Source organism: Aerosakkonema sp. BLCC-F183 (assembly GCF_041929145.1).
Lineage (GTDB): Bacteria > Cyanobacteriota > Cyanobacteriia > Cyanobacteriales > Aerosakkonemataceae > Aerosakkonema.
In genome coordinates this window covers 13891-40243 of record NZ_JBHFNU010000048.1, presented here as the reverse complement: position 1 = coordinate 40243, position 26353 = coordinate 13891, and the positions used below count along the sequence as shown (strand labels likewise).

Here is a 26353-nt window from a genome sequence, read left to right as displayed (position 1 = left end):
TAGCTAAATGTAAATTATTTGCGACTTATTTCAGACATAATTGCATCAATAATTGGCTGGGGAGCATTTTGCTCTTTAAAATAATCTTGTAGTTCTCGTTCAACCCTGCTTCTTTGCCAAAAATTGCAAGCAATAACTTTAATAACTTGCCGAACATAAAAATTTATATACTTCCAGCTAGGTATATGTTCAAAATCCCAATAAATAATATTTAACATATGCCAGATATTATGATGACATTTTAAATTTGTGAATCCTTGCAGTATTTTGATTTTTTTAAAAATATTATTTTCTATATGCCATTGCATCCAAGGAGGCATATAACGAACAAAGTCGGCAATCTGGCAGTCTGTTGTAGCTTGCAAACGACTTGATAAAATAACTTTAAATCCAGACTTTTTGGCGCGACTCACGAACTCAAAATCACCGCCATAATGGCGAAATCTGCGTGCATCCGGCAAACCAATTTTTTCAACTGCTGTCCGGGGAATAATAGCTATGTTTCCATTGAGAGTGTCAACGAATATTTCTTTTTCCGATGCAAAATAATCCATGCTGCGAATTAGCTTTTTTCTAAGCATTCCGCTAAATACAACCCAATCTGGATATGTTCGATCTCGAACTATTCCTCCGATTATGGCTTCTTTTGATAAATGAGAGTCGCAAATTTGTTTGATATTATCAATCAAGTCTTCGGATATAGATATATCATCATTTAACCAAACAATATAGTCTGAATTTAAAACTTCAATCGCGTAATTCATCCCTTGACAAATAGCTCCCGTCCACCAAAGAGAGCCATCTGCTTCAAGGAGGTTAACTTCGGAAAATTGAGAACGGATTAGTTCTTTAGTACCATCAGTGGAACCATCATCTACAACAATTACATTAAATTTTTTATGGTAATCTTTATTGCTTAACTGACTATAAATTTGGGTAAGAATATTTTGAGTATAATTTTTTCTATTTCTAACTGGAATTATCGTGGAAATTACTGGCATATATTATCTACTCCAATTACCACCAGTTGTTCATCATTTCATAAAAAATTATTTTTGTATATGGATTTTGAATAAATAAAAAGGACTGAGAAAGCTACCTATGAAAAATTCCATTTCACAGGCGGCGATCGCATCATTTTTCAACTCTCCTCGATACTTGATTAAGTGTAGTGCCATACGCCGCAAGTTTCCCAGTAAAGTTTTCGAGATCGCAATCGGTTTCTGCCAATTTTTAGCGTTAATCAGACGCAAATGGCAAGTAGCTAACCCACAGCCACGAGAGAGAGAAAGTAAGTAATTTCTTTCCAATCGCGATCGCGGTATCTGATGATAAGTGTGCATTTCCGGATTATACCAAATTTCCCAACCTACTTTGTGCATATACAGCAATGCTTCGTAGTCTTCTCCCCCCAACATCGAACCCCCTAATCTACCTCTTAAGGTAGGACGAGTGGGAACGCTCTCATTCCATGCTTGTTTGCGAACTACTAAAGCCGCAGCTGTCGGGAGGCTTAAATTTTCTGGAGCGAAGAGCTTTGGTTCTGGGCCATATTCTCTGATTGCCAAAAAAGCTTGTATTCTTCTAAAATTTTCGGGAGGGGGAATTTCAAAATCACCATGCGTTTGACCGCTCCAGGCACCAGCTTTTGGATGCTCTTTACTAAATGAGTAAGCTGTTGCTACCCAGTTAGGATCTGGCAGATTATCATCATCAAGAAAACCAATTAACTCAGCGTTAGCTTCCTTGACACCCCTTAACCTTGCATAGGCAGATCCTTGTTCTTTTTCAAGATAATACCTAAGAGGATAAGCTTGAGGCCAATTAGCTTGATAGTTCCGGACAACTTTTGCTGTATCGTCGGTGCTGTTATTATCAACGATAATCACTTCCCAGGAAAGTCGATCGCTATTATTTTGCATTAGCAGCCTATCCAGAAGCTTTGGCAAACGGCTTGCCCCATTATAGGTAGGAATAGCTATACTAAAGTCTAAGGACATTTTGTAATAATTTATCTTTTCAATCTCAAATATGCTTGCTTGTCAATTTTTATTTTTGCTATTAAAATATCCATTTTTCCAGAGATAATAAAAGCTAAAAAAACTATTTAAAAATAGTTCCATTTGACAAGCAGCGACCAAATCTGACTTGATTTTATTTCTATACTTAAGTAAATGCAAAATTATTTTTCGTAAATCGTTGGCCATATATCCCAAAAAAGCCAATGGTCTTTGCCAAACTCTCACACTCAGCATCCGAGTAACGTGACGGCTACGTCCAATTCCGCGAAAAAAAGGAATTAAGTATTGTTTTTGCAAACGCGAAGGCGGAATTTTATGTTCGATTTCCATAACGGGATTGTACCAAATTTCCCAGCCACGATTTTGGATATAGGACAACATTTCTAAGTCTTCACCAGTCAGCATATTGCCATCTACTCTACCTGTCAAAATTAACTGACTGGGAACGCTTTCTAGCCAAGCTTGCTTACGCACGACCAGTCCCGCAGAGGGAGGCAGTAACTTTTTATTGCGTTCGTATAGCAGTGGTTCCGAACCGCGTTCTACGATCGCTAAATAAGGCAGTAACGGCTGAAGGTTTTCCGGGGGAGGTATTTCAAATAGTCCGTGAATTTGGCTACCGTATGCACCAGCTTGAGGATGTGCCAGACCAAAGGTACAGGCAGCTTCTACCCAATTCGATGCAGGTAAATTGTCATCATCCAAGAAGCCAATCAGTTCTGCTTGTGCTTCCTCCATAGCCCTTTTGCGAGCAAATCCCGCTCCCTGCTGAGCTTCAAAGCAATACTTTAAAGGATAATCTAAAGGCCACCTAGCTTGATAATCTCTCACAAGTTTGGCTGTGTTGTCTTTGCTGTTGTTATCGACTACAATAATTTCCCAGCGGAAGTGTTGTATGGACTGCGATCGCTCAGCGTGTGCGATGCACTCTCTCAGTCTCTCTAGAACTTCCGGTAAACGCTTCTCGCCATTATAAGTTGGGATGGCGACGGTGAAATCAACAGACATATGGCGTTCGGGACGCTAAAGTCACAATTTATCCTGGATATAGTATAAGCAACCTGGACTCAACTTATGACTATGCTGGAACAAGGCACTATCACTATCCATACCGAGAATATTTTCCCCATCATCAAAAAGTCTCTCTACTCCGGTCACGAGGTTTTCTTGCGGGAACTGATCTCCAACGGGGTGGATGCCATCCAAAAACTTAAAATGGTGTCCCACGCTGGTGAAGTTACGGGCGAAGTCGGCGAACCGAAAATTAAAATCTCCATCGATAAGGACAAACAAACCCTCTCCATCACCGATAATGGCATCGGTATGACCGCTGAGGAGGTTAAGAAATATATCAATCAAGTTGCTTTCTCCAGCGCCGAAGAATTTATCCAAAAGTATAAAAGCAGTGGCGACCAACAGATTATCGGTCACTTCGGCTTGGGTTTCTATTCCTCCTTCATGGTGGCCCAGAAAGTCGAAATCGATACGCTTTCCTACAAAGAAGGCGCACAGGCAGTACACTGGTCGTGTGACGGTTCCCCAAACTTTACTCTAGAAGATTCGCCCCGCACCGATCGCGGCACCACCGTTACCCTCTTCTTACAAGAAGAAGAAGTCGAATACCTGGAACCTTCCCGCATCCGGCAATTGGTGAAGACCTACTGCGATTTTATGCCAGTGCCGATCGAACTCGAAAGCGAGCAGATCAATAAACAAAAGGCACTGTGGCGCGAATCCCCCAGAAGCCTCAAAAAAGAGGATTATTTAGAATTTTACCGCTACCTCTATCCCTTCCAAGAAGAACCGCTGTTGTGGGTACACTTAAACACCGATTACCCCTTCTTACTCAACGGTATTCTCTATTTTCCCAAACTCAAACCGGAAGTAGACGTAACGCAGGGCAATATTAAACTGTTCTGCAATCAAGTATTTGTCAGCGACCACTGCGAAGAAATCATTCCCAAATTCCTGCTACCGATGCGTGGCGTCATCGACAGTCCGGATATTCCCCTCAACGTCTCCCGCAGCGCCTTGCAGATGGATCGCACCGTTCGTAAAATAGCAGACTTCGTTGCTAAGAAAGTAGGCGATCGCCTCAACGAACTCTACCGCGACAACCGCTCCGAATATATCAGTTCTTGGCAAGACCTGGGTACTTTCGTCAAATTCGGCTGCATGAACGACGAAAAGTTCAAAAAGCAAGTCGAAGACATCATTATCTATCGCACCACATTAGCTGTAGAGCAGGCGTCCTCACCTGCTGGCGAAGCAGGGGAGCAAAATACCCCAGCTACCGTACAGGTGCAAACTCAAGAAGGTGATGCTTGGCAAGATGTCACCCCAGCCGCTCAAGAACAAGACAATCCAAAATCCAAAATCCAAAATTCAAAATCGGAATACACCACCCTCAAAGAATACCTGGAACGCAACCAAAAACGTCACGAAAACCGCGTATTCTACTGCTCCGATCCGGTAACGCAGGCAACCTACGTAGAATTACACAAAAAACAAGGTTTGGAAGTCCTGTTTATGGACTCCTTCATCGACAGCCACTTCATCTCTTTCTTGGAACGGGAATATAAAGATGTCAAGTTCTCTCGCGTAGACTCCGAACTGGATGAAAACCTCCTCGAAAAAGACAAAGCCGCCGAAATTGTTGACCCCAAAACCAACAAAACTCGCAGCGAACTGATTAAAGAGCTATTCGAGAAGGCGCTCAACCAAACAAAAGTTACCGTCCGCACGGAAGCGCTCAAATCCGACGACCCCCAAGGTACCCCACCAGCAATGGTACTCCTACCAGAATTTCTGCGCCGTCTGCGGGAGATGAACGCTTTGTTGCAGCAGCAAGCCGTGCAATTCCCTGAAGAACATACTTTGGTGGTGAATACTTCTCACCCCTTGATCCACAATCTCGTCAATCTCAGTCAAGGCGGTATCGTCCAAGCTGAGGGTACATCACCCAGCGGCGAACTGGCTAATATGATTTGCCATCACGTTTACGATTTGGCTTTAATGGCACACAAAGCATTCGATGCTGAAAAAATGAAGGCTTTCTTGGAGCGATCGAATCAAGTCCTCACTCGTCTTACCGAACGCGCCGCTAGTTGAGCGGGAGTGGGGGAGCGGGGGAGCAGGGGAGCAGGGGAGTGGGGGAGCGGAAAAATTAATCTTTTCCCTCTTCCCGACGCCCTAGCCCCGACGCCCTAGCCCCTATAATGGAAGATTGTGCCCAAAAAAGTTAAATCTGGAGAAAATCTATGTCCCGTGTATGCCAACTAACAGGCAAAAAGGCCAACAATGCCTATGCTATTTCTCACTCTCACATCCGCACCAAGAAGCTGCAAGAAGCTAACTTGCAGTGGAAAAGAGTTTGGTGGCCCGAAGGTAAACGCTGGGTGAGACTGCGGATTTCTACAAAAGCGATCAAGACCCTCGAACGCAAGGGTTTGTCAGCAATGGCGAAAGAAGCTGGCATTGACCTCAATAAGTTTTAATCGATTTCTTGCTGCAAGCTTTCGTAGGGTGCCGGATAGCAGAAACGATAGCGCACCGCATTGTTTTTCAGAATAGATAAATTTTGTCAAGAGCGATCGTCCTATTTTGAGTCGATCTATTTCGCCTCCTTACCAGGCTTCGGCCTAGTAACGCAGGTTTGGAGGCAGAGCCTCCTATGCCATCTTGAGGCAGAGCCTCCTAGACAGCATTCCCAGGTGAAACCTGGGAACGAGCCAAAAGGGAAAAGATTAATTTTTTTGCTCCCCCGCTCCCCCGCTCCCCCGCTCCCCCACTCCCCCACTCCCTCATACACCAGAAGGCTTATCTTTCCGTAGGGTGATCGGTTTATTGAATCTCGTGGGTACTATAAGTTTAGTCCTTAACTGAGTTATATCGATAAATTTTTCTTGAAGATGTGCGGAATATGCTCAAAGCAAAGTGTAGTTACCCAAGCGGATACCCATACTTGTGGAAAAGGACACAACTGTGCCTTATACACTTATACCGAGCAATTCCCCGCTTCTCCGTCAAATTACAGATCGTTTTTAAATTTCCTTTGTGTTCCGCAAGAGCGTATTTTCTCGGTTGATGCTCAGATTTGCAGTTGTTAGCACATAGGTTAGCCACAAAATTTTTAAATTTTCTGTGAAGTGTAAATAGGGATTTTAAATTTCTCTTCCCTTACACTTTTCTATCCATTCTCTCTTATTGAGCCTGCTGGAAATAGCCTCTCTCATACAGGAAAGCAGCCATGTTAAAACGCAAACAAACCAGAGCCATTCAAAAATTCATCTACAGCGTATTCAAACAGTTTTGGCAGCTGTCGAGAAGTGCTAGCAGAAAATTGAGCCGCTGGCTGGTACGTAATTTGTTGCATAAAGGTTATGGAAAGCGGCGTCACGCTACGGCTAAAGCTGGTTTTGTGTTACCGACTGTAACGGTACTTTTGTTAGTTGTAGCTTTGGTGATTGCCGCAATTCTGTTTCGTACTGGTAGCCGTACCAATCAGGTGATGGGAGAACGGGAACAGCAGGTGATTTATAATGCTGCCACTCCTGCTATCGAACGGGCAAAAGCAAAACTGGAGTATTTGTTCCTAAAAGATACGCGCTTGCCTAGTGGTCCGCCATCAGATGAATTTCTGATGAGTTTGTTAACTAATGGCTTAAACTCTAATTATCAACTTGTCTCAACAGCAAACCCCGATCCATACCTATTTCCCGATGAAGACGATCTTTCTGGGGTGAACGGTCGGTTAGACCTTGATGGAGATGGTCAGGCAGACCCAGCTTGGGCTTACCAAACTGATGTAGATGGTGATAATACTAAGGAAATAGTTGTTTACTCTATTTTTCTTAAAACAAGAAATCAGACTGGCAATATCACATTAGAAAGCAGTTCGGATGCCAACAAAGCATCTGCTTTGGTTGTACGTAATGGCCCGTTGAATACAATTAATATTAGCGACCCAGTATGCAGCAATTTGCTAACAGGTTCTGGTTCGGGAACCTCCAGTTCGACAAGCCCAACTTCAATTAATCCAAATCATTGGTATCCTGCTGGCAGTGCCGTTCTCCGCAAAACTTTCCAGGTAGATGCTATTGTTATTTCCAATAAAGAGGGTTTAAAAAGAACAGTTACTACTCTGGAATTTCAGCAAGATAGGCAGCTAGACAAAGGTAACAAATGGGGTGCTTGGTTCCGCTATGACTTGGAAGTATTTCCAGGTAGCAACTTCAACTGGAACGGAGCGATGTACAGCGCCGGTAATATATTTGTCGGTAGCAATGATGGCTCTAGTAAATTCCGGAGCTTCTTAATTAGCGCCCAAAAGTCTTGTTTCTATACCAAGGATGCTTCCGAAATAACTATCGCGACATTGAACGCTGACCCACCCAGACAACCAAATGCTTATTTAGGACAAATAGGTGTAGGTAGATTATCTACCAACTCATACGATAGTAAAGGTATTTTTCACGTCGTTAACCCAGATAACTCACCTAATAGTACTAATGGTGTGGAAATGGATAGTGGGAAAGATTCGGTAAAGAACGAAAAAAATCCTGTCGATATATCCCTCGATCCTGTAGCTCTCTTTACTCAAGATATTTCCCAAGCGCGGACTGGCACACCTCCAGATAATAAACTAGCTAGAGTGGATGGTTGGGATTCAAACGCAGGGCCAGGTACTATAGGCTATTTCCAAACCAGAAAAAGAATTTATAACAAAACAGAAGCAACACCATATGTAGACGATACTTATCGAGCTGACAATCGCTACGGCCCTAAACCGAGATACGATAAAATAGAAATCCCTGAAAACGGTCTGGCAATACCGAATTCCGAAACAAAGCTGATCAAGGATGTCGTTCCCGCACAAGACCAAGAATTCAAAGAACTGGGTTTAGATGGTTATTGGGAACGCAGAGCTAGGGCAGAAGGATTGCGGATAATTGTGGGAGAAAGGCTGCAATTGGGTAATACCTATGGTTGGGTTAATTCAGACTTAAATGGAAATGGAAACCGTAACGACCCTAATGAAGTCGATCCACTGTATCCACCCAATCAAAACCCAATCAAACATGAAGAGCAGCAAAGACGCACGCTTAGAGATAATTTAGCAGCGGTTCAGGCAACAGCAGTTTACCATTATAAAGGCGGAAATAGTGGGTACTTTCCCATTGCGTTTGTAGCAACTACTTCTCATCCGGGAACGGGAAGTAACACTAGCGGAACTATTGGCAACAGTAAAACCTTCAACCTCAATTCTAATTTCTACAGCTACCCATCCGGTACGCCGGATGCAACCTTGTATCCTGGTGGCATTTTGTACAGTGACTTCTTTAATGGCAGAGGCACCGATGGATGGGAATATGAAGTAGTAGCAGGTGGTGGTGAGGATGAAAATACCTTTAATAGTCAGCTTTCTGCGGGACAGCCTTTAGGAAAAGCTTTAAGGAACCTGGCATATTTTGCAGGTGAAAAAGATGGAGCTTTCCCACCTACCAAGCAGGATCGCGTTTATCCGGACCCTTACTTGAGAATGTGGGGTAATTTCTCTAACCTAAACCGCGCTGTTTCTAATTTAGATAGTGTAACTTACAGCAATCTCAGCATTGCAGATAAATCTTACATCCACACAGCTGCTGGAACTTTGGGAATGTTGGCAAATAACATTAGCTATTTCCAAGGTTATAATTATAACGCAGCAGATTTAGATAGTCTGAATACTGCGCTGAGAATTTACGACGATCCTCCTTCTCCTCCTTCTCCTACTGTTACTCCGCCTTCTATTGGTTCACAACCTGATGCTTATATCGACAAAATTACAAACGCGGATCAGAAAAAAATCGCTCAGTTCGTTTATCAAAAAGAGCAAATAGCTCGCGATCGTCTTTTAGGTTTTGCACCGTCGCCTTCTGCAACCTCACAAACAGCACCATCAGGAGCAGAGTTCCGTTATGAAGTGAAGTTGCACGCTGTTAACCCTCCTAGTGGTAGTACGACACCCAAATTTAAATATGCTGGTGTTGAATACGGAAATGACGTTACTACAGACACAGCTACTCAGAAAAGATATGTCTATGTAGGTTGTGACCTTAGCGATTCGAGTGATGGGTCTGGAAATAACTGGTTTGGAATGGGAAATCCTAGTTCCTGGGGAACAGATGTAGAAAAAGAAAAGAAATTTATTCGTCTAGCCGTAAGCCTCTGCCCCACTCAGCCTAAGTATCCTTCTCTTTACTACATTTTCCCAGTAGCCACTCATAGCGATCGGCAAACAATTAATACTTCTCCTGTTAATATTAATAGTTCGGAAGAGTACATCACAAAAACTACAGGCAGATCCAATCCTCCAGGAGGGTATGTAGGCTTCAGCCCAGCAGAAATAAAATCAATGGCATTGCGGCCAAAAGATGCCAACTTCTCTACAGGCTGCAACGACACTGCTTGGTGTTTACCGACAACTGGCACCGCACCAGGAGGTTCTGCACCGGGCAAAGATGATTTTCGCGTAAAATCTCCGAACAATAGCGACAGATGGGTTTCTATCATCGATAACGCCCTCTTCGATGGCAGAGAAATGATGAACGTGCGAGTTTTGGACATAGATTTAAAGCAACTCAAAAGCGTTACATTTAACGGCGATACCTGGTTACCGGCAAATCACGGTGTTGTTTATGCTTTCCGAGAAGATGCAGTGCGGGAAGATGCGATTTCCAGACCTTCCAATGGCGCTTACACAAATCCCAACGATACCGGTCACCCTAGAACAAACGCTACAAACCCCAACGATCCAAAAGATCCAGGTTTAACTTCTCTGAAAATATCACCCAAACCAGTAGATTTTTACGCAGACCCAGACCGTCGTCCTTATGGTTTCCGTTTGCGAAACGGGCAAGTTTTGAAGCGAGATACAGGCGACCAAGGATATGGGATCGCGTTTGTTTCGGATAACCCCGTTTATATTCAAGGCAATTTCAATTTCCACAGCACTGACGGAAATTCCAATGATTTAGAAGAGTTCAAGGATATTCTGCTCAAAAACGATCCCAATTGGAATCAGTTCTACGATCGAAAGGTATTGGACGATCGTTTTGCCCGCCCAAATAAGGATACTTGGCGACCCGCTGAAATCGCAGCTGATGCGATCGCGATTCTTTCAGATAATTTCGATGCAGGAAGCGTAGAGGACGGTATCAAAAATGATACCTCTAAGAAAAATTCTTACCGAGGTTTCAACGGCCCTAATGGTGACAACGTTAATCCAGAACGCGGTTGGATTCGGGAAGATGGGACGGTAAGTAATACCAGTCTTCCTATCAAAATATCGAGAAATGGTTACCCGTTCTATTGCCCTAACAGTGCTACTGTTACCAATGGTCAGTGTAGCGCTCCGGCAGAGTATAAAGGCACTTACCGACAATTCGGAACTTCTTACGGAACTTCCAATGTCCTCGACAAAGCCAGCAACACCCAGGTAAACGCCACCATCGTTAGCGGTATTCTTCCTTCTCAAAACAAACAGAGTTATGGTGGTTTGCACAACTTCCCCCGTATGATCGAAGATTGGTTCGATCGAGACCTGAATATTTCTGGTTCCTTTGTTCAGTTAAGCTTCAGTACCTATGCGACAGGACCATACGACCAAGATGATTGGGAACCAGATGGTACAGATGGCGTTAACGAACCAAGAAATGAAGAATGGAACTTCTACTACAACCGACCCAATCGCCGCTGGGGTTATGATGTAGGATTGCAATATGCACCTGCTGGCCCTCTAGCACAACGCTTCCTCCAATCTGCTAGCCCCCGCAGCGAATTCTACCGAGATCTGGAAGTAAGCGACCCCTACATTTGTAAGTTACGCCGTGCGTTAAACAACAGACTACCTGATATAGATCTAGCATCTCGCACAGAATGCCCGTAATAGTACAGGTAGATGAAGGAGAATGGGATAAGAGGCAATCAAAAAATACCCATTCTCCCTTAAATATCACAAATATTGTCATAACGGAGGCTAAAACAATGTTAGGAAGAACACACTCAATTCAACCAATAAAAAGTGGCAGGCTGCAATTAGAAATAATCAAACTCCTCCAGCCAAGAAAATCATCGCAAGGAGTAACCTTGCTGGAATGCTTGGTAGCAATTACTGTGGTTGCTGTGGTTATTTCATCGTTTACACCGCCAATCTTTCTAGCAGTAGGTACTCGCGTGCAAAACCGAAGAGCCGAACAAGCCTTACAATTAGCTCAAGCAGAGATAGATAGAGTCAGACGCATAGTAGAACAGGGCAGCTATTATGATTATGAGACTTGCCCAGCAGGAACTAGCAAAACCGCTTGTTTACCGCCCAAAGCAGGTATTTCCGATCGTGATTTTCGTCGCCAGTCAAAACCCTCAGCATTTAACGACAGCCCTGACTCAATAAATGCCACAACAGCTTTAAGAATTGATATCAACAACGATGGGAAACCAGACTTTTTAATGCAAAGTTATCGCAGTGAGGGAATTCAACAATCAGGCAGAACTGTTGCTTTTAATATGGGTGTAAGAGTATATGCTTATTTCGATACAATGAACTTTGGCGATCTGCAAGATCCGCCTGAGAAAGCTGCTAGTTTGAAACTTAGCACAGCACTTGGGGCTCAGAAAAAGCTACCTTTAGCAATCATATACACAAGCGTTGTAAAAAGCGATACCCCTGACTCTCAAAGCAGTTACAAGACATTTTTGGAAAATCAGTAAGCATTTTCTTTTTTATTTGGCAATCTTGAATTGATTGAATAGCGAGCAAAAACAATGTCTACAAAAATAATTAAGTCTCTGCTAAAACGAACACTATTTAAAGCTAAAAAAGGGAAAAAAGCGGGATTTACCATATTGGAACTTTTGGTAGCGATCGTGATATCCACTTTTGTCATTCTAGCGTTGTTAGATATGATCACCGATCTATTGCAGTCAGAGCGTCGAGAATATGGTAGATCGGAAACTCAGAGAGAAATGCAAATGGCGATGGATTTTATAGTAAACGATCTGAGAGAGGCAGCTTATGTCTACACGAACGAACAGATTAATAATCAAAGGACTATTGGGGGTATTGGTATAACTTCCTTAAGAGCTAATCTACCGTTTAATACTAAATACGAACCAATTTTAGTTTTTTGGAAACCAGAGCAGATTAATGGTACTTCTGTTAATATTAATGACACTTCTCTTAATAGCTTGAATTGCGATAATTTTGGGTCTGCAAATGCCGATCCTGTTAATCCTAAAAGACAAGAGTGCGACCAACTAAAAATTCGGCGACGTGCTTATAGTTTGGTAGTTTACCTTCAAGTAAGAAACAGCGATGATAACCCCGATAATAATAGATGGAAAGGTATTTCGCGAATTATGCGATACCAATTGTATAAGTACCCACAAAACAAACCAGATAGTAATTTGACAAAATCGGACGGATATACAGACCCTACAGAAAATAGCGTTAGCTTTGCTTCTTGGCCGTTTGATAGTAGGGGAGTCAAAATATCTAGCGGGAATATAAATACAAGCTCAACAGCGGTATTAGTCGATTTTCTTGATTATCCCGATCGCACTTCTCCTGGTGCAGACCCACGAGATAATTTAACGGTTAAACCTTCTGAATGCCCAACAGAAACCTATGTTGACAGCACTGGCAATCGTCGTGAGATATATAATCGTATCCCCCCGTCAACTAACCCCAATGGATTCACTAACCCCAGCTTTATGGCTTGTGTCAGAAGTGCTATTAATGTGAGCGGAGATGTTTCTAATCAAGACATTGTTTTATTCCTCAGAGGTAATCCAACTGGTAAAGGAGGAATTAAAGTAGCACCACTTCTAGCGATCAAAACCCAAGCAGTAGCCCGTGGAGTTATCGACAAAAAACCTGCCCAATAAACATTCTAAGAAATTAGTTTACATATCCTGCTTTATTGAGGAGAAAAAAATGAAGCATATCTCAAAACAAGCAATATCTGGTTTTACTTTAATAGAAATGCTCGTCGTTATAGCAATTGTAGGCATTTTGGCAGCAATAGCTGCCCCCAGTTGGCTGGGATTTTTAACTAGACAACGTGTAAATACCGCTCAAGCCGAAGCTTTTAGCGTATTGCGGGAAGCCCAAGCAAATGCCCAGAGAGAAAAGCGAGTTTGGCAAGTCTGCTTTCGCGATTACCCTGATACCGATGGCATAAATAGGGTGCAATGGTCTGTACATCCCGTTCCGAATGAAATTTCTGATTTTAATTGTGCTAGCACTCAAGCTAACCCTTGGAACAATATGACTGGGGAAGATAGCGATAAAATTACCATTGATACCGCGAATACAACTCTACCAACAGCACCTGCTGGCTACTACAGCATGAGATTTCAGTACAAAGGTTTGGTTCATGATGACTATCGGGCAGCTTTGGGAAGTAATGGAGTAAAAATCACTTTTAAGCCTCGCAATCAAGCAGATGGTTCGAGGCGTTGTGTTTTTGTTGATACCGTACTGGGAGCTATGCGTGCAGGTAATAATAATGATTGCCTCTAAAGTGGTCTATTAGATCGGCAAGTTATACCCAGTCGCTCATAGGGAAATCGAATATAAAAATATGGTTGCCGGATAGCTAACTTAAGTCAGAAAATTGAATTAAGTGCATCTGTTGTGTTTATAAAATGAAATATATTTCCTCAACCTTCGATAAGGGCTTTACCCTGGTGGAAATGCTTGTAGTTATCGCTGTTATGGGAATATTAGCAGCGATCGCCGCCCCCAGTTGGCTGGCATTTTTGAATCGCCAACGCCTCAATGCAGCTCAAGCGGAAGCGTTGAATGCTATGCGCGAAGCGCAAATCAACAGTAAAAGGGAGAAACGAATTTGGCAAACCAGCTTCCGGACTAACAGCGATCGAGTGCAATGGTCTGTACATCCAGAGAGCCTACCCACAGATAGTTTACCTTGGAACAACCTGCTTGGTGAAGATGCCGACAACATTGCGATCGACCGAAACAACACCACATTGTACACAAGCAATGGCATTCATAGAGTACAGTTCCAGTACAAAGGTCACGTTAACGGACAGTTAGGCAGAATCACCTTTATTACTCGCGGTCAAAATAATTCTACCAACGCTCCCAAGCGCTGCGTTTGGGTATCCACATTGTTGGGAGCGTTACGCACAGAGAGCGATCGTAACTGTCTGCGGGATTAAGGGCGAGAAAGTCAAAAGTCAAAAGTCACTCATTCCTCTTCCCTTTCCCCTCTTCCCTAGCCCCTCTTCCCTAGCCCCTAGCCCCTAGCCCCTAGCCCCTACTCCTCCAACTCCTCCTCAAATTCCGGATTCGCCGCCTTGAGAGCTTCAGCCGTCTTCTCCTTATCCAGCTTCAAAATCAGCACCCCTAGCGGTGGCAAACACAGATCCAGCGAATGGTAATGATTGTGGTAACTCCACTCATCAGTCCACTTACCACCTAAATTCCCCATATTGCTACCGCCGTAGTGACCGGCATCGCTGTTAAACAGTTCCTTGTAGAATCCCGGTACAGGCACGCCCACCCGATAATGGCTATGGGGCTGAGGTGTAAAATTACACACCGCCACCACAAAATTACTGGGATCTTCCTTATCCCGACGTAGGAAGGAAACTACACTGTGGCGATTATCGCTGCAATCAATCCACTCAAACCCACCTTCACCGAAATCCCAAGTATACAGCGCAGGTTCATTTTGATACAAGTGGTTGAGTTCAGTCATAAACTTCACCAGCTGTTGGTGCGCCTCGAACTGGAACAAATGCCACTCCAAATCTCCCCACACATTCCACTCACTCCACTGGCCAAACTCCATACTCATAAACAGAGTCTTCTTGCCAGGGTGAGTATACATATAAGTCAACAAAGCTCGCACATTGGCGAACTTCTGCCACCTGTCTCCCGGCATCTTACCGATCAACGGACTCTTGCCGTGTACCACCTCATCGTGAGACAGCGCCAGCATATAATTCTCGCTGTGGTGATACCAAATACTAAAGGTAATGTTGTTTTGGTGAAACTGGCGAAACCACGGGTCCATGTTGAAATAATCCAACATATCGTGCATCCAGCCCATATTCCACTTCAAGTTAAAGCCCAAACCTCCCACATAGGTAGGCCAAGACACCATCGGCCAAGAAGTTGACTCTTCTGCAATCGAAAGAATACCGGGGAAGTAGCTAAAAATGACATGATTTGTCTGACGCAAGAAATCAGCCGCCTCGATGTGTTCGCAACCGCCGTACTGGTTCGCTACCCATTCCCCATCCGGGCGCAAATAGTTGAGGTAGAGCATAGAAGCCACCGCATCTACCCGTACCCCATCAATGTGGTACTTGTCAAACCAGAACAGGGCGTTAGCTACCAGGAAATTACGCACCTCATTGCGACCGTAGTTGAACACCAAAGTGCCCCACTGTTTGTGTTCGCCCTTGCGAGGGTCAGCGTGTTCGTAGAGGTGAGTGCCATCGAAGAATGCCAAACCGTGACCGTCTTTGGGGAAGTGACCGGGTACCCAGTCTAGGATCACCCCAATACCGTTTTCGTGACATTTGTCAACAAAATACATAAAATCTTGGGGCGTACCGTAACGAGAAGTAGGTGCGTAGAACCCCGTCACTTGATATCCCCAAGAGCCATCAAAAGGATGTTCTGCGATCGGCAATAATTCAATATGCGTGAATCCCAGTTCCTTAACGTAGGGAATCAACTTTGCCGCCAACTCGCGATAAGTAAGAAAACGAGCCCCCGGTCTGAGTTCCGAGACAACTACCACCGGCTCGGTTTCCCCATTCGGCAACTTAGCCGGTTCATCAGCAGCGGCGTGTAACCATGAACCTAAATGGCATTCGTAGACAGCCACCGGTTTGCTCAGGGGCTCGGTGTGACGGCGCTTTTCCATCCAATCGCTATCGTGCCAGGTGTAGGTATCCAAATCTGTGACGATCGAAGCAGTTTTAGGTCGTGCTTCCTGCTGGAAACCGTAGGGGTCGCTTTTTTCGTAAATATGACCCGCATTGTTTTTGATTTCAAACTTGTAGTGGACTCCCACTTCCAGTCCCGGAATAAACAGTTCCCAAACACCATTGACCAGTTTTCGCATCTGGTGTTTGCGACCATCCCACCAGTTGAAATCCCCCAAAACAGAAACATTACGCGCATTGGGAGCCCAAACTGCAAAATACACACCTTTAACGCCTTCCACCTCAGTTAGGTGCGCCCCTAACTTCTCGTAGATCCGATGGTGATTTCCTTCCCCAAATAAGTGAATGTCAAAGTCGGTCAGCAACGGAGAGCGGAAGGCATAGGGATCGTAAGTGACCCGCTCGTGTTCCCCTTCTTTGATCCGCAGCTGATAGTTTGCTAATTCCGGTATATCTATGGTGCATTCAAAAAAATGAGGATTGTGCACCGCTTGCATCGGGTATTGTTTGCGTTCCTCTGGCAGAACTACCCACACAGCGTCAGCATTGGGAAGGTAGGTTCGCACTACCCAAACAGTTTTGCCATTTTGCTCTACAGAATGGGGACCCAACACTTCAAACGGGTCTTGATGCTGATTCCAAACAATCCGGTCAATCTGCTCGGGAGCAATGGTCATGGACATGAGGCTACCTACCTAAGAGGAACTTACTGACTTGTTCAGACAGGACAGAGTTGCAAAAGCACTTTATATTTTTATACATTTTTTCATGTATTTACATCTTGTGCTAGAGGATCGCCTGAATTACCCACAACAATATCGCGCCAGCGCTATTGTGGGCCTCCGGTATTTATGGCGATCGCACTTACCAATTAGCGGCCCAAATGCTTGTGCGATCGGCTATTGCCAGTAGACATTTCCTATCCCACCATAATTTTTGCAGATATCTAATGCCCAGTCCCTAAAACTAGGCTTTTCCAGCACCAGTAGAGATCGATCCGTAATGGCCGATCGCTGCTAAAAATGCAAAAATGGGAAAAGTTTGCGGAGCGGATAACTTAAACGCAGCAAGAAAATTAAATGCTGCACTTCGGGATCGACTTGAGGTCTTCCAGGTTGTGCTTCTGCCAAGCTTGCTCTTAACTGAGCGTACTCGGCAGCATCTACAGGTTTACCATCAATCGGCGATCGCGCTCCAGTAATAATTTCTGTCCGCAAAACTTCTTCGGGTGTATCATCTGGCGGTGGTAGGGCTAACATTCGATCGGTTGAAGAAAGCAGCACCGCACCAGAGGAGTACAAAAGCAGCAGTTTTCCGATATAGGGAAAAATTCTATTCATCAGATCCTCTTACGATACTGCCTGTAGATTGGTTGTGTACCAGCGCTGGGGGCTGACAAACAAGCCCCACCTGGATTCGGTAGAATCAGGTGGGGTAATTGACGCCTTATCCTCTGATAACTTTTTGCTAAGGTTGATTACTTTGCTCAGTAGTCGGACTTATGCCAGCCGATCGTCAGAGTACCGAAAACCAGCTTAGGGCGATTTAGTAGGAGCAGGAGTTGCAGGCGGTTTAGCTGGAGTAGCCGCTGGTGGGGCTGGTGGTTTGGCAGGAGCGGGAGAACTTCCTGCTGCTGGTGAGGCGGGAGATGGACTTGTGGTAGCGGGTGCATTATCGCCACCACCCTGACAAGCTCCTAACATAGCCGCCAAGCCGAATCCGAGAAACAAACTAACGATTTTCTTGTTCATACACTCCTCTGTTAACGATTGCGTCACAATTCGTAACTAGATGATGATAACAATACTTTATTTACTAAGCTAGGGTGCAAATACAACCCAATTTTTGTTTGGGAAGCAAAGTCGCCGCTTCTGATATGATACTGCAAAAAAGGTAAATTATCTCTTAAAGAAGTCATTTTGTCCAGATTTGACAAAGATTAACTATCGGAAGCTCGATAGGATACGTAAGATTATTTCCATTCGGATCTTCAAACTGAGGTCAGAAGATTGTTTAAGGGTAAAGATGGCTATTACAATCAGATCTCCCAGACCCATAGGGTTGGTGAGAGAGAGGTTTAGCAATGTTAGAATCCTGTCAGAAAGGAGGATTTCCAAAAGGATTCCAGCTTTTGATGTGAAACCCTACTTTCCGAACAGCTCTACTCAGTTCAAAATCCCCATCCCGAAAAAGTATGTGGAAATGGGAATGTCTATCAGATTGGTACAGCATATGTCGATCGCGCCTAAATCTGTGTTTTCTGCAAAAAGGCTACCATTCAGAAGATCGGTTGTTACTGAAATCGAAGCTCAAAAAAGGGCGGTCGGCAGCAGATCCCAAAGCTCGTTACGACAAATGGGAGACAAACAAGCTACGCTGAAGCTAGAGCAGGCAGTGACAAAGCGCTCGCGTCCAGTCCGCGAGCAGCGATCGAACTCAATTAACAATAAAACTGTCAAAATTAAGTCTGGGTCTGAATCTATACCAGCTTGGTTAAATGCAGGCATTTGGCTGCAACGCAGCTCGACAGTTGTAACTTTTTTCCTCGCAGGTGCGGCGCTCTTCGTTTACGGGGGGACAGTGTATTCCCAGCAACTCTGGAGCCGAGAATACCGCAAACTGGAAATATTGGAGCGAAAAGAACGTCAACTGACGGCTGCGGGTGAAGTGTTAAAAAATAAACTCGCCGAGGGTGCAGAAAACCCCGATACCGGTTTGGTCTCCCCAACTCCAGAAAATAATTTGTTTCTCGTACCTTCACCACAGCGATCGGCTCCTACAGAAAAAACGGCTGCCGCCTCAGTTTCCCATCCTCAGCTAACTCCAACACCAGTAGGGTACTAAAGAGATTGGAAGTCTGGCAGAAAATGCAAGCCAATCTCCAAAATTGTGTTTGCGCTATTAATTGAACAGAAATCAATCTAACTGGGAAGCATTCAGCAATAATTCCCCAACAATTGTTATCGCCATTTTTGTACAGGTTTTGATATGGCTTCACCCGAGCCTCCCTCTTCTCGTTATGCTGGTAGGCGTCGCAGCAGAACCGGACAACCCAAGCTCAAACACCCCTCTGGGCGACGCAAAAGCTCAGACAAGCAACAAGCGCAACTTGGGGCCAATTTAGTAGCTCCCATTGCCAAACTCCGCCTGCAAAATATCTCTGCTTGGGAACGCAAGTTTGGCGCAAAGAATACAGGCAAAATTTCAGCATACTCAGAAACTCATCAGCGATCGCACAATCCCAAATCTCAGCCACAACAAGCACCGTTGCACAGAATTATAGTAGTGTGGATCGTTTTAATTGTGAGCGGATTGGGCTTAGCCTGGAATTTGTATCGGCTGCAAGTTGTTCGCGGGCCTGTACTGGAAGGCAGAGCAAAGCAGCAACAAGCTGTTACCTTACGTCCGTATGTGCCTCGACGTCCCATCGTTGACCGCAATAACAACATTCTGGCAATCGATCGCCCAGCTTACACCTTGTACGCGCATCCCAAGCTATTTAAAACTTCCAAACAAGAAGTGGCCACAAAACTTTCCCCTCTGTTAGGTCGTTCTGTCGAAGATCTGGAAAAACTATTCAACAAAAAAAAAAGTGGGATTCGCCTTGAAAATTCCTTATTGGAAGAAGTAGCCGATCGCATCGTCGCCTTGCGAGTGGATGGCCTAGAGTTATTGCCCCATTACTCGCGCCTCTACCCACAGCAGGAACTTGCCGCAGACATTGTGGGCTATGTCGATATGGATCACATCGGTCAAGCAGGTGTAGAACGCAGCCAACAAAATCTTTTAGAACGTTCCATCAAAGCCGTCAGGCTGAGTCGGACTGGAAACGGTGCGATCATGCCCGACTACGCGCCAGTAGGAGTAATGAATACAGACGATCTGCGACTGCAACTGACTGTAGATAGCAGACTCCAACGCGCTACCCGTTCTGCCCTCAAAGAAAAAATTGCACAATTCCAGGCCAAGCGAGGTACAGCGATCGTTATGGATGCGCGGGATGGTTCCCTGCTGGCAATGGTTTCCGAACCTTCCTACGATCCCAACCATTACTCCAAATATAATGTAGAACTGTTTAAGAATTGGGCGCTGACAGACCTTTACGAACCGGGCTCGACTTTCAAACCGCTCAATGTAGCGATTGCCCTAGAAACTGGAGCGATCTCACCCGACAGTACCTTTGTAGACAACGGCCTGATTCGAGTGGCGGGCTGGCCGATTAAAAACGCTGAGGGAGGCGGTCAGGGACGGCTGACGATCGCTCAAATTTTGCAAGTTTCCAGCAACGTCGGAATGGTGCAGATCGTACAGCAACTGAAGTCAAGCGTTTACTACGGCTGGCTGGAACGCCTGGGACTGGGACAAACTGTGGAAACAGACCTGCCTTTTGAAACATCCAGTCAGTTAAAAAGTCAAGAAGAATTTACCTCTTCGGCCATTGAACCGGCCACCGCCTCTTTCGGTCAGGGATTTTCCATCACTCCCCTGCAACTGGCCCAACTTCACGGTGCGATCGCCAACGGTGGTAAGCTGGTCAGTCCTCATGTCGTTCGCGGTTTATTTGACTCCAACGGACAAATGCACTGGCAACCCACACTCCCCGCACCGCGACCGATCTTTTCACCCAAGACTACCCAAACGGTCTTGGAAATGATGGAAACCGTAGTCAGCAAGGGAACCGGAAAAAATGCACAAATTCCCGGATATCGCATCGCCGGCAAAACAGGTACAGCCCAAAAAGCCAATTCTACAGGTGGTTATTCCGCCAATGCCAAAATCACCAGTTTTGTTGGCATTTTGTCAGTTGACTCTCCTCGTTATGTAGTTGTAGCTGTGGTAGACGAACCGAAAGGTAGAGTCTTTGGTTCGACTGTCGCCGCACCAATTGTCAAATCAATTATGGAATCCCTGATTGCGATCGAGCAAATTCCACCCAGTCGAAAGGGCGTCGGGGATAGGGGATAGGGGAGTGGGGGAGTGGGGGAGCGGGGGAGTAGAAGAATTAATATTTTCGCTTTTCCCTCTTCCCTCTCTTTCTTCCCTCTCTTTCTTCCCTCTTCCTTCTTCCCTTGCCCCTAACCCCTAACCCCTATCCCCTATCCCCTATCCCCTAATTTCCGAACTTGTTCCCACAATTGCTCGCGACTGTGGGCGACTTCCGAGCAACTGAGTCCTTGGCAAACAAGCCCTACACTTCCGTCTGGGAGATTATCCGCAAGCGCATAAACGGCTGTAGGCACATACTCCGCAATTAGAGATTGGAGATGTTCGGTGTTAGTACGAATCAAAGTGTGGTTGAGATACCAGTCTAAAGCAGTAAATAGACTGGGGCAGCCTTGGGGTTGGTTCATCACACTGCAAAAAGCTTGTAAAGCTTGCTGGGCACGATCGAGATATTGCAGATCTTCCGTCAGCAAGGCGAGCTGCACTAAGTTGGCGATCGCAATCCCATTTGCAGAAGGAGTAGCGTTATCGTTATAATTGCGCTCCCGCACCACCAGATCGCCGCTAGCATCACTAGCTGTGTTATAATAACCGCCTAATTCCAAACTCCACAGAAATTCATCGAACTCTTCCTGCACCTTAACTGCTTTTTCGAGCCAAAAATTCGCTTTTGGTAATTCGTAACCGGAAATTTCTTCTCCATCGGCAATTCTTAGAGTTGCTTGCTGCAAATCGAGCAGCGCTTTGATAAAAAGGGCGTAATCTTCAGACTGAGCCAGAACTGCCGGCTTTCCGTCATAATTGAGGCGATGAAAGCGTTCCTGCACCCACTGGCTATCCAAAATAAAATTGGCGCATCGAACCGCAAGCAAAAAATATTCTATCTGACCGAATACAACATAAGCTCGTGCCAGCCCTGAAATCATCAGACTATTCCAAGCCACAATCATTTTTGTATCGGTAACGGGCGGAATTCTACCATCCCAATTCCCGCTCTTAGCTTCCTGATTGTTAATCGCTGGCGGGAAAGTTTCCACAGTTTCAGGCATTGCGCCATAACGCATTTGAAACAGTTTGGTTAAAGCCGTTTCGATTGTGTCGTTCAGCTTACCCGGATGACGGCGTTGCAAAACATTGTTGCCTTCAAAATTGCCCTCAGCAGTAACTGTAAACTGCTCTTCCATCTCAGCTAACTCTTCAGGAGTGAGCAGCTGTTCCAATTCGCTATAATTCCAGACGTAAAAGTTGCCTTCCTCTGGCTCTTTAGCTGTGCGATCGGGGAAGCTATCGGCATCCTGTGCAGCGTAAAAGTAACCTTCAGGAGCAGTCATTTCCCGCTTCAACCATCGTACCGTACCGGCGATCGCGCTCTCAAATGCCGGTTCCCTTACTCCGCTACTCCACAAACAGGCCAGATATTCCACAATCTGACCGTTATCGTAGAGCATTTTTTCAAAGTGAGGCACTGTCCAAGATGGATCGACGGTATAGCGATGAAAACCTCCGGCTACGTGGTCGTAAATACCTCCCAGCGCCAGATCTAACCCACGCTTGGTACAAACTTGCCTAAAATCATTTTCGGATTCCTGATTTGCAGCTGCAAGCGGAGAACCAAATCGCACCCCGCGCAATACCAGTTGGGCATAAGGCATCATCGGGAAACTAGGGCCATAACCTACTCCCTTCAGTACGCTGGCGTTAGTGTTTAAACCCTTTTGTAATAAAGATGAATCTAATTTTTCGCTACCTTCGGATTGCAGCGCGGCTGCTTGCTGGAGATAACCGCGAATCTCCGCAGTTACTGATTCGAGCTTGGCTTTTTCCGTGTCGTAGTAGCGGCGTATGGCTTGGAGTACTTGCAGAAATCCGGGGCGTCCGTAGCGAGGTTGTACGGGAAAGTATGTACCGCCGTAAAAAGGAACTAAGTCTTTGGGATCTAGGAAGACATTGAGGGGCCAGCCGCCTTGCCCGACCATCATCTGCAATCCTTGCATATAGATACTGTCTAGGTCTGGCCGCTCTTCCCGATCGACCTTGATCGGGATAAAATTGGCGTTCATATATTCGGCAATGTCGGGGTCAGAAAATGCCTCGCCTTCCATAACCGTACACCAATGACAGCTCGAATAGCCGATCGAAAGGAAAATCGGCTTGTTTTCGTGGCGGGCAACTTCTATAGCTTCGTCACACCAAGGCCACCAGTCAAGGGGGTTTTCGGCGTGTTTACGCAGGTACAAACTTGGGGATTGAGCAAGGCGATTCGTCATGGCTACCGACTAGCTGCTATAACTCGGTATCGTTTCGCACGATAAGCAGGGCTTTAAAGCTCTCATATCGATTACTTTCTCTAGCAGTCTAGCGTGCCACAGAGATAGATCGCATGAAATCATTTCTCACCTGAACAACGTTTTCTGTGATTGAAACAGGCGATGCACGAGAACGGCGATAGGGGTTTGATTCGATCGCCAACGATATGCTGTGCTTGCTTGCCGATCGGTTGGTGAGCTGACTAACGCCAGTAGCTGGAGTAAGAATGTGATGATGGCTGCTTGTAAAAGTCTTTTGGGCATGACACACTCCTCTTCCTCGCGTAAATCCTAAATAAATTTTGACTGCTGTCATCCCACTTCGTTCCACCAAGTCACCCAACTGGGTGGTTTCAAAAATCTTATCTTATCGCTCTTGACGAATTTCTTTTTCCCAAGCCCTACTTAGACACGATGATTCTATAAACCGGGTTTCTACGTAAATTCCTAGCTCCACAGCGAGGATTTGTCTAATAAACTCATATTCTTTGCTTTATTTCGATTTCGTTTGACTTGACAAAAAATCAATTTAATGAATACTTCTTAAGCTTAAGGCAGCTAATGCGATACACAACCAAATCAGAAAGCAACAGCGTGTCAGCTGCATTGCTTGTCTGATTCGATCGGGAGTAATAGGGTTAATTGGATCTCCCAATAAGGGTTTGTGTTTGGCAACGCCGCGATACCAATTTGTACCTCCTACTTGCACACCCAGTATGGCAGCGTAAACACACTCACTCCAACCGGAATTAGGACTGGGGTCTGATGGCGCATCCCGAAGACACATCTGCCAAACATACCTGGGTCTACCGGATATTACTGCCAAGGTAATTACCAAAAATCTACAAGGAAGCCAGGTAAGAACATCTTCCTGTTTAGCGCTAAACCATCCTATATATGTATAAGGTGCTTCTCGATAGCCGATGGTTGAATCGAGAGTACTTGCCGCTTTATAGGCAAGCGCTAAGGGTACGCTACCTACGATCGGCAAAAATGCACCGAGTATGGCATAAAATAATGGAGCCATTACCCCATCTGTGGCATTTTCTGTCACCGTTTCCAAAACCGATCGCAGGATTTCTGGTTCTGCTAGCTTATCTGTATCCCTACCTACATATTGGCTCAAACTAGAACGAGATCCACTTAAATCTCCAGATGTTAAGGGTTGCAAAACTTTTTCAGCAGCATCTCTCAAACTCTTGCCTGCAAAACAGCTGGCTAGGATAACCGTCGTAACAGCAATGCCCAATAAAGGATGCAGCCACTTGGCAGCTTCAACAATTAACCAACCCAATAACGCGCTACCCATTACCAATATGATTCCCAGTACTATGCCAGCACATCGGGGTGCTATGGTATCTATCGGCAAATTAGCGATCTTTTTTGTAAAATGAATGCACCGTAGGGTAATAGGGTTGTTTAAAATTTGTATTAGATATTTAGATAAGCGATCGATTACCCAACCCATCAGCTGCACCGGATGAGGCCAACCCCAAGGATCGCCAATCAGGTAATCTAACCAGGCTGCTAATGCCAAGACGAGCGCTGGCTCCAGTTGCCAAAAATCAAACTGCATACCTTCTCAAATGTTCGTTTTCAGCCCTCAGCTGTCAGTAGACTTCGATCCTTGTGCGTTCATCCTTCATTCTTCCACTAATTGCTGACTCTTAAACAACAAAACTCGTTTCTTCCCCCAAGGATGCTTGCCAGCTGCGAGCATCGAAATAAAGGTCTTCCAAGGAAATACTATAGAGAGCTTCTTTGAGCTTTTGGTGCAACTGTCGCCAAACGGTAAATGTCACCCAGTCCTCAGCAAGCTTTGCATCGGGGGCGCGATGAGGGAGCGGTTCAATAGTTTCGCCAACTGCTTCTAAAATCTGTCCAAGAGAAATTTGTGCGGGTTGGCGTGCCAATTTGTAACCACCTTGGGCACCGCGAAGTGATTCGACTAAACCAGCACGACGCATCTCTATAAGCAGTTTTTCCAAGTATGGAGCTGGGATATCTTGACGGCGCGATATCGCTCTCACAGAAGTGGGGCCATATGCTGGCTGTAAACTCAAATCTAGCAGTGCCTTAACACTGTAATGTCCGCGAGTGGTTAGTTTCATCCTCTTGACAACTCATACGGCACAGATCTATTTATAGAGTCTTTTAATTCCCGTCTAGAAGCAACTGCCAGAAGCTAGATGTGGCTATTAAATCATAAAGGCGCGTACTATGCAGTAAAGTTTTGTTCTACAGCAGCATTCGTAGCAGTCGATCGATCGAGAATAAAGACCCTATCAACAGTGGCCCACTAACATATCTGATAACGACGCGCCTACTCTTAAGAGAGGGAGTCTGTCAGTTGGTTAAGGTAGGTTGTCGCTTATAAGGGTTTAAATGCCGCCGATAAAGGTATGGGGGCATCAAAGCAAATAGAACAATTCTTGCCACTACTGCTGACCGTTGAGGCAAGTTATGGGTGAAGAAGCTTCTTGTTGATAAACGCCCCTACAACTGCCGAACAATGCAAAATAACAAGTTGAGTGAGGGTGTTGTAACATAATTTTGCGAGCTGATACAAAGTTAAAGCTTCATAAGCATAGCAAAGTTCACCTAAAGTAAGATACTATAAAATACTTGAAGGATTAATTTTCGGGTCAAGTTAATGAGTAAAACCAAAAAGATCGAAACCCTAACTGGGGAAGCTCTCCTCAGAAGAGTCAAAGAGCTGGAAAATCTGAGCAAAGAAGAAAAGGCCAAAGAGTGCGGCTACTACACCGTCACAAAAAACGGTGTAGAGCGCGTCAACATGATGAAGTTCTTGAACGCTCTCATTGATGCCGAAGGCATTCAGTTAGATAGCAAACAAGGTGGCAACGGACGCGGCGGACGTAGTGCTAGCTATCGGATTAGTGTGCAATCTAACGGCAACTTACTGATTGGCTCAGCTTACACCAAACAGATGGGACTACAGCCAGGAGATGAATTTGAAATTTCTCTGGGACGCAAACATATTCGGCTGCGTCAACTAAATGCAGATGAAATTCCAGAGGACGAAGAATCCTGAGCGTTAATGCCAAGCAGAAAGCTGCATAGTTAGATACGCCGACCGATCACCGCTGCACG

21 protein-coding genes are annotated in these 26353 nt (G+C 45.1%); 11 read left to right on the top strand and 10 right to left on the bottom strand.

Annotated features, from left to right (window positions below):
• Window positions 1-14: 14 nt before the first annotated feature.
• Genes ACE1CD_RS13215 through hpsE (ACE1CD_RS13205) form a run of 3 tightly spaced genes read right to left on the bottom strand, consistent with a single transcriptional unit; the run spans window position 15 to window position 3029 of the window.
• Window positions 15-1001 carry a glycosyltransferase family 2 protein gene (locus ACE1CD_RS13215; protein WP_374824622.1) on the bottom strand — a complete coding sequence of 329 codons (987 nt, stop codon included), beginning with the start codon at window positions 999-1001 and terminating at the stop codon, window positions 15-17.
• 48 nt (window positions 1002-1049) lie between these two features.
• Window positions 1050-2000, bottom strand: coding sequence for a hormogonium polysaccharide biosynthesis glycosyltransferase HpsE (hpsE, locus tag ACE1CD_RS13210; RefSeq protein ID WP_374824619.1), 951 nt, complete (start codon window positions 1998-2000; stop codon window positions 1050-1052).
• A 42-nt stretch (window positions 2001-2042) separates the two neighbouring features.
• Window positions 2043-3029 (bottom strand): hormogonium polysaccharide biosynthesis glycosyltransferase HpsE, encoded by a 987-nt coding sequence (gene hpsE, locus ACE1CD_RS13205; RefSeq protein WP_374824616.1) that lies wholly within the window; start codon window positions 3027-3029, stop codon window positions 2043-2045.
• A gap of 66 nt (window positions 3030-3095) precedes the next feature.
• Between hpsE (ACE1CD_RS13205) and htpG the strand changes: the two genes are divergently transcribed.
• The 7 genes from htpG (at window position 3096) to ACE1CD_RS13170 (ending at window position 14246) form a co-directional block, all read left to right on the top strand.
• Entirely contained in the window at window positions 3096-5132 is a 2037-nt protein-coding gene (gene htpG, locus ACE1CD_RS13200) for a molecular chaperone HtpG (RefSeq protein ID WP_374824613.1), read from the top strand.
• A gap of 149 nt (window positions 5133-5281) precedes the next feature.
• Window positions 5282-5518: a 50S ribosomal protein L28 gene (gene rpmB, locus ACE1CD_RS13195; protein ID WP_374797176.1), complete on the top strand. Its 237-nt coding sequence runs from the start codon at window positions 5282-5284 to the stop codon at window positions 5516-5518.
• 752 nt (window positions 5519-6270) lie between these two features.
• The gene (gene hpsA / locus ACE1CD_RS13190) at window positions 6271-10950 is read left to right on the top strand and encodes a hormogonium polysaccharide biosynthesis protein HpsA (protein WP_374824611.1); all 4680 of its coding nucleotides are present in this window, start codon (window positions 6271-6273) and stop codon (window positions 10948-10950) included.
• A gap of 98 nt (window positions 10951-11048) precedes the next feature.
• Window positions 11049-11771, top strand: a complete 723-nt coding sequence (locus ACE1CD_RS13185; protein WP_374824608.1) for a prepilin-type N-terminal cleavage/methylation domain-containing protein — start codon at window positions 11049-11051, stop codon at window positions 11769-11771.
• 54 nt (window positions 11772-11825) lie between these two features.
• Window positions 11826-12947 carry a PilW family protein gene (locus ACE1CD_RS13180; RefSeq protein ID WP_374824605.1) on the top strand — a complete coding sequence of 374 codons (1122 nt, stop codon included), beginning with the start codon at window positions 11826-11828 and terminating at the stop codon, window positions 12945-12947.
• 49 nt (window positions 12948-12996) lie between these two features.
• Window positions 12997-13584, top strand: coding sequence for a Tfp pilus assembly protein FimT/FimU (locus ACE1CD_RS13175; RefSeq protein WP_374824603.1), 588 nt, complete (start codon window positions 12997-12999; stop codon window positions 13582-13584).
• A gap of 125 nt (window positions 13585-13709) precedes the next feature.
• Complete coding sequence (locus ACE1CD_RS13170; RefSeq protein ID WP_374824600.1) at window positions 13710-14246, top strand: Tfp pilus assembly protein FimT/FimU; 537 nt, start codon at window positions 13710-13712, stop codon at window positions 14244-14246.
• A 98-nt stretch (window positions 14247-14344) separates the two neighbouring features.
• Here the strand turns inward: ACE1CD_RS13170 and glgB are convergent, their stop codons facing one another.
• The gene (gene glgB, locus ACE1CD_RS13165) at window positions 14345-16666 is read right to left on the bottom strand and encodes a 1,4-alpha-glucan branching enzyme (protein ID WP_374824931.1); all 2322 of its coding nucleotides are present in this window, start codon (window positions 16664-16666) and stop codon (window positions 14345-14347) included.
• A 91-nt stretch (window positions 16667-16757) separates the two neighbouring features.
• Between glgB and ACE1CD_RS13160 the strand changes: the two genes are divergently transcribed.
• Window positions 16758-16901: a hypothetical protein gene (locus tag ACE1CD_RS13160; protein WP_374797164.1), complete on the top strand. Its 144-nt coding sequence runs from the start codon at window positions 16758-16760 to the stop codon at window positions 16899-16901.
• A gap of 104 nt (window positions 16902-17005) precedes the next feature.
• On the opposite strand, the gene ACE1CD_RS13155 is transcribed toward ACE1CD_RS13160, so the two are convergent.
• Window positions 17006-17329 carry a hypothetical protein gene (locus ACE1CD_RS13155; protein ID WP_374824597.1) on the bottom strand — a complete coding sequence of 108 codons (324 nt, stop codon included), beginning with the start codon at window positions 17327-17329 and terminating at the stop codon, window positions 17006-17008.
• 195 nt (window positions 17330-17524) lie between these two features.
• Window positions 17525-17740, bottom strand: coding sequence for a hypothetical protein (locus ACE1CD_RS13150; protein ID WP_374797160.1), 216 nt, complete (start codon window positions 17738-17740; stop codon window positions 17525-17527).
• Between the two features lie 457 nt (window positions 17741-18197).
• On the opposite strand from ACE1CD_RS13150, the gene ACE1CD_RS13145 reads away from it, so the two are divergent.
• Entirely contained in the window at window positions 18198-18833 is a 636-nt protein-coding gene (locus ACE1CD_RS13145; RefSeq protein ID WP_374797158.1) for a hypothetical protein, read from the top strand.
• A gap of 144 nt (window positions 18834-18977) precedes the next feature.
• Entirely contained in the window at window positions 18978-20954 is a 1977-nt protein-coding gene (locus ACE1CD_RS13140) for a peptidoglycan D,D-transpeptidase FtsI family protein (protein WP_374824594.1), read from the top strand.
• A 131-nt stretch (window positions 20955-21085) separates the two neighbouring features.
• On the opposite strand, the gene ACE1CD_RS13135 is transcribed toward ACE1CD_RS13140, so the two are convergent.
• The 4 genes from ACE1CD_RS13135 to ACE1CD_RS13120 form a co-directional block, all read right to left on the bottom strand.
• Window positions 21086-23200, bottom strand: coding sequence for a thioredoxin domain-containing protein (locus tag ACE1CD_RS13135; protein ID WP_374824591.1), 2115 nt, complete (start codon window positions 23198-23200; stop codon window positions 21086-21088).
• Between the two features lie 88 nt (window positions 23201-23288).
• Complete coding sequence (locus ACE1CD_RS13130; protein ID WP_374794772.1) at window positions 23289-23555, bottom strand: hypothetical protein; 267 nt, start codon at window positions 23553-23555, stop codon at window positions 23289-23291.
• Window positions 23556-23768: 213 nt separating this feature from the next.
• A complete protein-coding gene (cbiB, locus tag ACE1CD_RS13125) occupies window positions 23769-24815 on the bottom strand; it encodes an adenosylcobinamide-phosphate synthase CbiB (protein WP_374824588.1) in 1047 nt (348 codons plus the stop codon).
• A gap of 91 nt (window positions 24816-24906) precedes the next feature.
• Window positions 24907-25350 carry an Rrf2 family transcriptional regulator gene (locus tag ACE1CD_RS13120; protein WP_374824585.1) on the bottom strand — a complete coding sequence of 148 codons (444 nt, stop codon included), beginning with the start codon at window positions 25348-25350 and terminating at the stop codon, window positions 24907-24909.
• A 542-nt stretch (window positions 25351-25892) separates the two neighbouring features.
• On the opposite strand from ACE1CD_RS13120, the gene ACE1CD_RS13115 reads away from it, so the two are divergent.
• Window positions 25893-26294: an AbrB family transcriptional regulator gene (locus ACE1CD_RS13115; RefSeq protein ID WP_190469457.1), complete on the top strand. Its 402-nt coding sequence runs from the start codon at window positions 25893-25895 to the stop codon at window positions 26292-26294.
• The last annotated feature ends 59 nt before the right edge of the window (window positions 26295-26353 follow it).

Excerpts from the sequence above, each read along its gene's own strand:
- ACE1CD_RS13185 (WP_374824608.1), top strand. The coding sequence starts at position 11,049 with ATGTTAGGAAGAACACACTCAATTCAACCAATAAAAAGTGGCAGGCTG.
- cbiB (WP_374824588.1), bottom strand. The coding sequence starts at position 24,815 with ATGCAGTTTGATTTTTGGCAACTGGAGCCAGCGCTCGTCTTGGCATTA.
- ACE1CD_RS13160 (WP_374797164.1), top strand. The coding sequence starts at position 16,758 with ATGTATTTACATCTTGTGCTAGAGGATCGCCTGAATTACCCACAACAA.
- ACE1CD_RS13120 (WP_374824585.1), bottom strand. The coding sequence starts at position 25,350 with ATGAAACTAACCACTCGCGGACATTACAGTGTTAAGGCACTGCTAGAT.
- ACE1CD_RS13145 (WP_374797158.1), top strand. The coding sequence starts at position 18,198 with ATGTCTATCAGATTGGTACAGCATATGTCGATCGCGCCTAAATCTGTG.
- hpsA (WP_374824611.1), top strand. The coding sequence starts at position 6,271 with ATGTTAAAACGCAAACAAACCAGAGCCATTCAAAAATTCATCTACAGC.
- ACE1CD_RS13180 (WP_374824605.1), top strand. The coding sequence starts at position 11,826 with ATGTCTACAAAAATAATTAAGTCTCTGCTAAAACGAACACTATTTAAA.
- ACE1CD_RS13170 (WP_374824600.1), top strand. The coding sequence starts at position 13,710 with ATGAAATATATTTCCTCAACCTTCGATAAGGGCTTTACCCTGGTGGAA.
- ACE1CD_RS13155 (WP_374824597.1), bottom strand. The coding sequence starts at position 17,329 with ATGAATAGAATTTTTCCCTATATCGGAAAACTGCTGCTTTTGTACTCC.
- ACE1CD_RS13215 (WP_374824622.1), bottom strand. The coding sequence starts at position 1,001 with ATGCCAGTAATTTCCACGATAATTCCAGTTAGAAATAGAAAAAATTAT.
- htpG (WP_374824613.1), top strand. The coding sequence starts at position 3,096 with ATGACTATGCTGGAACAAGGCACTATCACTATCCATACCGAGAATATT.
- hpsE (WP_374824619.1), bottom strand. The coding sequence starts at position 2,000 with ATGTCCTTAGACTTTAGTATAGCTATTCCTACCTATAATGGGGCAAGC.
- ACE1CD_RS13130 (WP_374794772.1), bottom strand. The coding sequence starts at position 23,555 with ATGACAGCAGTCAAAATTTATTTAGGATTTACGCGAGGAAGAGGAGTG.
- rpmB (WP_374797176.1), top strand. The coding sequence starts at position 5,282 with ATGTCCCGTGTATGCCAACTAACAGGCAAAAAGGCCAACAATGCCTAT.
- ACE1CD_RS13115 (WP_190469457.1), top strand. The coding sequence starts at position 25,893 with ATGAGTAAAACCAAAAAGATCGAAACCCTAACTGGGGAAGCTCTCCTC.
- ACE1CD_RS13150 (WP_374797160.1), bottom strand. The coding sequence starts at position 17,740 with ATGAACAAGAAAATCGTTAGTTTGTTTCTCGGATTCGGCTTGGCGGCT.
- hpsE (WP_374824616.1), bottom strand. The coding sequence starts at position 3,029 with ATGTCTGTTGATTTCACCGTCGCCATCCCAACTTATAATGGCGAGAAG.
- ACE1CD_RS13140 (WP_374824594.1), top strand. The coding sequence starts at position 18,978 with ATGGCTTCACCCGAGCCTCCCTCTTCTCGTTATGCTGGTAGGCGTCGC.
- glgB (WP_374824931.1), bottom strand. The coding sequence starts at position 16,666 with ATGACCATTGCTCCCGAGCAGATTGACCGGATTGTTTGGAATCAGCAT.
- ACE1CD_RS13175 (WP_374824603.1), top strand. The coding sequence starts at position 12,997 with ATGAAGCATATCTCAAAACAAGCAATATCTGGTTTTACTTTAATAGAA.
- ACE1CD_RS13135 (WP_374824591.1), bottom strand. The coding sequence starts at position 23,200 with ATGACGAATCGCCTTGCTCAATCCCCAAGTTTGTACCTGCGTAAACAC.